This window comes from Robertmurraya sp., assembly GCF_036676585.1.
Classification (GTDB): Bacteria; Bacillota; Bacilli; order Bacillales; family Cytobacillaceae; genus Robertmurraya_A.
Map to the genome: position 1 here is coordinate 21300 of NZ_JAKFCQ010000035.1, position 6000 is coordinate 27299.

The 6000-nt window shown below is 37.5% G+C and carries 9 protein-coding genes; 5 read left to right on the top strand and 4 right to left on the bottom strand.

Annotation, left to right across the window (positions count from 1 at the left end; genetic code table 11):
• Positions 1-312: 312 nt before the first annotated feature.
• The 4 genes from ACGLXV_RS04140 to ACGLXV_RS04155 all read right to left on the bottom strand — a co-directional run bounded on the left by ACGLXV_RS04140 (position 313) and on the right by ACGLXV_RS04155 (position 3579).
• Positions 313-762 (bottom strand): SRPBCC family protein, encoded by a 450-nt coding sequence (locus ACGLXV_RS04140; protein ID WP_391557624.1) that lies wholly within the window; start codon positions 760-762, stop codon positions 313-315.
• The gene (locus ACGLXV_RS04145; protein ID WP_391557625.1) at positions 759-1103 is read right to left on the bottom strand and encodes a MerR family transcriptional regulator; all 345 of its coding nucleotides are present in this window, start codon (positions 1101-1103) and stop codon (positions 759-761) included. Before ACGLXV_RS04145 ends, ACGLXV_RS04140 begins: the two co-directional genes overlap by 4 nt.
• A gap of 101 nt (positions 1104-1204) precedes the next feature.
• On the bottom strand, positions 1205-1855 hold the full coding sequence (locus ACGLXV_RS04150; RefSeq protein WP_391557626.1) for a YdeI/OmpD-associated family protein: 651 nt from the start codon (positions 1853-1855) through the stop codon (positions 1205-1207).
• A 194-nt stretch (positions 1856-2049) separates the two neighbouring features.
• Positions 2050-3579, bottom strand: coding sequence for an MDR family MFS transporter (locus ACGLXV_RS04155; RefSeq protein ID WP_391557627.1), 1530 nt, complete (start codon positions 3577-3579; stop codon positions 2050-2052).
• A gap of 206 nt (positions 3580-3785) precedes the next feature.
• Between ACGLXV_RS04155 and ACGLXV_RS04160 the strand changes: the two genes are divergently transcribed.
• From ACGLXV_RS04160 to ACGLXV_RS04180, 5 genes are all read left to right on the top strand, one after another.
• Entirely contained in the window at positions 3786-4208 is a 423-nt protein-coding gene (locus ACGLXV_RS04160) for a BlaI/MecI/CopY family transcriptional regulator (protein ID WP_391557628.1), read from the top strand.
• Between the two features lie 149 nt (positions 4209-4357).
• Positions 4358-5062 (top strand): M56 family metallopeptidase, encoded by a 705-nt coding sequence (locus tag ACGLXV_RS04165; protein WP_391557632.1) that lies wholly within the window; start codon positions 4358-4360, stop codon positions 5060-5062.
• Positions 5063-5122: 60 nt separating this feature from the next.
• Positions 5123-5521 carry a DoxX family protein gene (locus ACGLXV_RS04170; RefSeq protein WP_119708346.1) on the top strand — a complete coding sequence of 133 codons (399 nt, stop codon included), beginning with the start codon at positions 5123-5125 and terminating at the stop codon, positions 5519-5521.
• A gap of 21 nt (positions 5522-5542) precedes the next feature.
• A complete protein-coding gene (locus ACGLXV_RS04175; protein ID WP_391557629.1) occupies positions 5543-5710 on the top strand; it encodes a putative periplasmic lipoprotein in 168 nt (55 codons plus the stop codon).
• Positions 5711-5773: 63 nt separating this feature from the next.
• On the top strand, positions 5774-6000 hold a 227-nt coding region (locus ACGLXV_RS04180; protein ID WP_391557630.1), incomplete at its 3' end, for a hypothetical protein.

Genomic DNA, 6000 nt, shown 5'->3' on the forward strand with positions numbered 1-6000 from the left:
TCAGGTATACTAACATGGTTTTCTACTAAAATACCATAATTGGTAAGATAGACCTTTTTCCTCTTTTTAAAAAATGAGTCAAAAAGAATCTGCATTGTGACTGTAAGCCCAATCATTTTGCAGAGTGTTTTCAGGATAATGGTAGTATAATGTTTTTGTGAATTAGTAAGTGGTAACGAATAATATTTAAGAAAAACAATTCGGGAAATATAATAGGGACTCTAGATAAAAACAAAAAACTTCCCTTTTAAGAGGGAAGTTCGGTTGTACAAATATTATACGCGTGTATTTATGGGGAAAGCTGAGAAGTCTTTATTTCATTGCCTCCGCCTGCACCCGCTCTAAAAACTCCATCACCACATCAAGATTGCTCTTCTTCCCAGCAAGCTTCAGCATCGCTCTTCCAACAAAGTTGACCCCTTTGTTCTCCCCTTCGTAAAGCAATCTCGTGTGGGACTCATCGACCTTTATCAGTGTAAAAGTAAGGGTAACTTCAAAGGCTTTTCCTAAAACAAACTGAATTTGTTTTTTCTTTTCCACTTCCCTGTCTTTATAAATGAGTGTATCCACTATATAAGTTTCAAGTCTTTTTCCCTCTCGATACGTTTGTTTATGCTTGGCTCCTGCTTCGGTTTCACTTTTTTCAATTAAGATATGTTCTTCTACTTTTGGCATGATTCTTTTGATTTTTTTATCTGAAAATAGACTCCATACCGTTTCGATATTGGCAGGTATCACTTTCTCTTCCTTCCACTGTATCACTTGGTTTCCTCCTTGCCTGATGCTAAAAATCCATCTATTTCTTCTACTTGCAACTGAAGTTCGTTAATTTGCTGCAGTATATTTCTTTTCTTTTGAACTAAAAGTGCTTCTAGATTCGCAAAAGATTCGTCCTCCATCACGGAAATCATCTCTTGGATAGTGAATCCTAATTTTCTAAGCTTTGTTAATAGAGTGGCTAAAAAGATACTTCCGTCATCATAGTAACGATAATTGTTTTTTGGATCTATAAAAGCGGGCTCTAGTAGCTTCACCTCTGCATAATAACGAAGCGTTTCCTTGCTTAATCCTGTTAACTCCGAGAATTCACTGATTTTATACATTTCGTCCTCCCACCCTTAGGATAAACTGTGGGGTGCACAACACGGTCAATTATTTTTTCTAAAAAAAACGAATGAGCATCTCTCTCATTCGTCATTCTTTCTTATTTCTTTTGTTGTTTATACAAATCCATAGTTTTAAAGCCTTGTGAAAGGACTTCGACCATTTCACCGCGGCGCTTGTCTCTTGTTTGTTGCTGTTTTGCAGAAAAAATGTATCTTGCCCAGTCTTTTCTATATCCCGGAGTCAAGCTTTGGTAAAACGCAAGCTCGTTTGGTGCATCCGCTAATAATGCTTCCACATCTGTAATATTGTCCTCATAATCAGCCACACATTGACTGGCAGCAGGAGTCTTTTTTACCTTCTTTTTCTCACGCTTTAATCCTACGACGGTGAACACATCGTCCATACTAACCATGCGTCCAAATTTAATATCACTGTCTTCAATATAACCGTCCTCCCCTACACTCATCGCAGGAAAGATATCGTCTCTATGTACATAGGTACTATATCGTTTATTCCCCTTTTTCGGATAGGCGAAGAAAAGATATCCCTTTTCAAGTAATAATTGATCCTTAATGATCTGTTGTGTATGAGCGACCATTTCGTCCAGCGTTTCAATAAAAATGAAAATCGCATCATGATCTTTAGTTAATTGTGTAGGATAACCTGTAAACATATCATAATCACTTGGTTGATTAATAACAGCCATATTTGTGTATTTATCTAGTTTTAATTTATCGACGATTGACATAGTTGGCTCCCTTGCTCCTTCATGAATTAGTCTATTTTATTTTAACAATAGTAAATAGTACTTTAAAACTCTAATATAGTTTTCTGACATGAAATGTTCATACTATTTCCGCTCCCTAGTTACAGTCACTACCAAATATATCATACTATTTCATCAAAAAATAAACACCTTCTAAATTGAAGGTGTTTACAAGCTTATTCTTTTTGCTTTGATTGACTATACTCAACAGACTCACTTAACCGCTCCTTTGACATTAAAAAGGCAGCGAGCATCGCTAGGGCGGATGGAATAAGGGCCCACATAAACGTATATGTGATCGACGATGATAAGAGATCGGTAATTTTATCTAATATGGGACCTGGGATTTGTGCACGTGCTTCTTGGGAGAGCAGTTCTCTCGGGTCATTTGTCATAGATGGATTCACTCCTCCACCCATCTCAGCAAAAGCTTCCTCCAAACTGGCAGTGAATTCATTTCTTTGTAGGATCCCAAATACCGTTATTCCCAATGTCATGCCTAATGAACGAACAAACGAGACGGTTGAGTTAACAGAACCACGTTGTGACGGTTCGAAATGATGGATAGCTGCATTAGGCAAAACAGAAAAGGTTGCGCCAATACCTAGACCGGTAATAATCATATAAATGGTTACAGATAAACGGCTGGAATCACTATCTAAAGTAGTAAGTAAAGTCATCCCCACTAAAAGGATAATAGAAAAAATGACTAAGATCGTCCGGTATCTTACCTTATTCATCAAAAATCCACCCATTGTTGCCGATACAACCGACCCCAGCATCATCGGTAAAAGGACGAGGCCCGAGTTGGTTGCTGTCCCACCTAATACGCCTTGAATATAGATTGGGATATAAACGGATGCCGTAATAAACGCCATTCCACTAAATAGACCAATAACATTACTGGTTGTAAACAAACGAACGGTAAACATGGGAAAAGAAATAATCGGCTCAGCCACTCTTCTTTCAATAAGTATAAAAATGATAAAAAGAACTACAAAAGATGAAAATAGTCCAAGAATAAAAGAAGAATCCCAAGCATATTCGTTCCCACCTAACTCCAGTGCAAACATGACACTAACGATGGCGCCTACAAGTGTAATAGCTCCCCACCAATCAATTCGCTGTTTCTCATGAACAGCGGACTCTTTATAAAAGAATGCGATAAATGCAAACGCCACTATCCCAATCGGAATGTTCACATAAAACACCCATTCCCAGCTAATATAATCGGTAATATAAGCACCTAAAAGCGGTCCGAAAATACTAGAGAGTCCAAACACCGCACCAAATAATCCACCTAATTTTCCCCGTTGCTCGATCGAAACCGTATCAAACATAATCGTAAAGGCAATCGGAATCAAAGCCCCTGCCCCAATTCCTTGAATGGCTCGAAAAATACTTAATTGTGTAATCGTGTCTGCTGTTCCACATAAAATCGACCCACCTAAAAAGACGAGTAACCCAAAAATAAAAAATTTCTTCCGGCCAAACATATCCGAAAGCTTTCCGAAAATCGGCATGCCTGCCATCTCTGCGACCATATAGGCGGAAGTCACCCAGACAAACTTATCAAATCCACCAAGCTCACCGACAATCGTCCCCATGGCGGTTGCAACGATGGTATTATCCATAGATGCCATGAGGATACTTAAAAGAAGCCCAGCAATCACAAGTTTTAAATGACTTTGTTTTGTTTGTGTCATTTATGAATCCCTTCTTTCAGTTGTATAAATTTTTCCATTTATACATTACTAAACTAATTTATCATAAATAGTTTGCATCATATAGCGAATGATTGTAAAACATCTGTGTGCTTTTTCGACATCCTCTCTGTCTTTGTAAATTAGGATGTTTTTCACTTGATTATCTTTTCTTTTCACACTACAATCAGTAGTGGAAGGTGATCAGCTTGTCTATTAAGCGATTTAAGTACAATGAGGAAGGTCTTTCTCGATTTTTTGGTCCGTTAGAAGCAAGAATTATGGAGCTTTTTTGGGACAGTGAGCAAGGTGAATTCAGTATTAAAGAAGTACAGCAAACCCTTGATTCTGAAAAAAATATCAACTTTAATACCGTCATGACGGTCATGAATCGACTGGTAGATAAAGGGGTGCTAACAAAACGAGCAAGTGGCCGTGTTTCCCTATTCAGTCCTATACAAACGAAAGAGGAATTTTTGGAGGAACAGTCCAAAAAACTGACCGAAAATTTACTCGATGAATTCGGGGGCGTTGTGATCAGTCACATGATTGATTCCCTCACCGACGTGGATGAAACCTTATTAAATAAACTCGAACAAAAAATTCAACAACTTAAAAAGGACAAGTTATGATGTGGTGGAAAAAGAAATCACTCTACTTACTATTACTAAGCCTCGGGTTAGCAACCCTCATATGGGTTCAAATGGGAATGTTTCTTACTCATTTGATTTTTGGAACTCAGTTAAAAATGAATTTTTTTAAATTTTGTTTAAGCTTATTTATGGAAGATTCCTTTTATTATTTTTTAGTGATATTTCTCGTTAACACCCTTCTCACCTATATTTTTTTAATAACCATAATTAAAATAGGTAGACAAATAATCGTATCTAAAAGGTTTACTAAGCGATTATTGGAATGCAAAGATAACGAGTTAACCTTGTCGATTCAAACTACGTATGGTCATAACGAAAATTTGATTGTTGTCAAAAGTGATTCTGTACTTGCCTTCACCATGGGGTACATCAAACCCACGATCGTTCTATCAACAGGATTAATCCAGATGCTTGAAAACGATGAGTTAAGAGCAGTGATCGAGCACGAGACTTTTCATAAAAACAACCATGATCCGTTAAAGGTATTTATGTTAGAGCTAATTGCTCAGTCATTGTGGTTTATTCCGCTTACCCAATGGTGTCAACAAAACTATAGTATCATTAGTGAAATACTGGCTGATGAGTATGCGGTAAGAAAAATGGGGTCAGAAATGGAGTTAAGCACAGCTTTAATCAAGCTGATTAAGAATCATGTTTCAGTAAAGAATACCCCTTCTTTGGTTCATTTTTCTGGTGGGTCCATTAACTTCCGGCTTCAACAATTAGTCGAACCAAACGAAGCGATCCCGATCAAGCTGACCACAAGAAACATCTTCATTTCGGTTCACGTGTTACTTTTTTTCATAGGCATGGTTTTACTCACCACTGCCTAATATTTTTTAGGTGTTACACTACATTATGTAGTTTAATAATATTGAGAGGAGAATGAATCAATGAACAAACATGAAATAGGAGCCCTACTACTAAGGGTTGTGTTAGGAATTACCTTCTTTGTCCATGGTTTAGCCAAACTACAAGGAGGAATTGAAAATACGGCTGGATGGTTTTCAAGTATGGGACTGCCAGGAATACTTGCTTATGTAGTTACAGGTATTGAGCTTATTGGTGGTGTGGCGTTAATCGTTGGACTAGGAACGAAAATTGTATCAGCCCTTCTAGCACTTATCATGCTAGGTGCGATTGTTAAAGTAAAAATTGGCGCAGGTTTTATGGGAGGATATGAATTAGACGTTGTTTTACTTGCTATCGCTATCTTTTTATCAATAACCGGCAGCTCTATGTATAGCCTGGATTCAAAAATCCCATCGAAAGAAACTCAAGCTCAAATATAAAGACAAGGTTATGGTGTAACAATGAAAACGAAACGATTATTTATTCTATTAGCTTTCGTCCTTTTCTTAACTGCTTGTGGAACAGAGAAAATGGACGGAACAATGGCTCTAGTTGACCAAAATAACAAGGAAGTCAGCTTCCCACAAGAGAAACCAACACTATTCTTTTTTATCACCACATACACCTGAACACACTGCCAACAGCAGCTGGTTCAGCTGCATGAAAATATTTCACAGTTAGAAGACTTAGATGTGAATATGTATATTGTAAGTGGCGATACTCCTGATCAACAATTGCAGTTATATCAAGCTATTGTAGACATGTTCGGGAGTAGCATCTCTTTCATATCTGATCCTGAGCTAGAGTTAATTGATCTATTTGGAATGAAAAATGGTGATATGGCTTATAGAGGCTATGGGATGTTAAACAGTGATGGTGAGGTCGTGTTTCATACGATCAATGATCTTTGGGGCGAGGA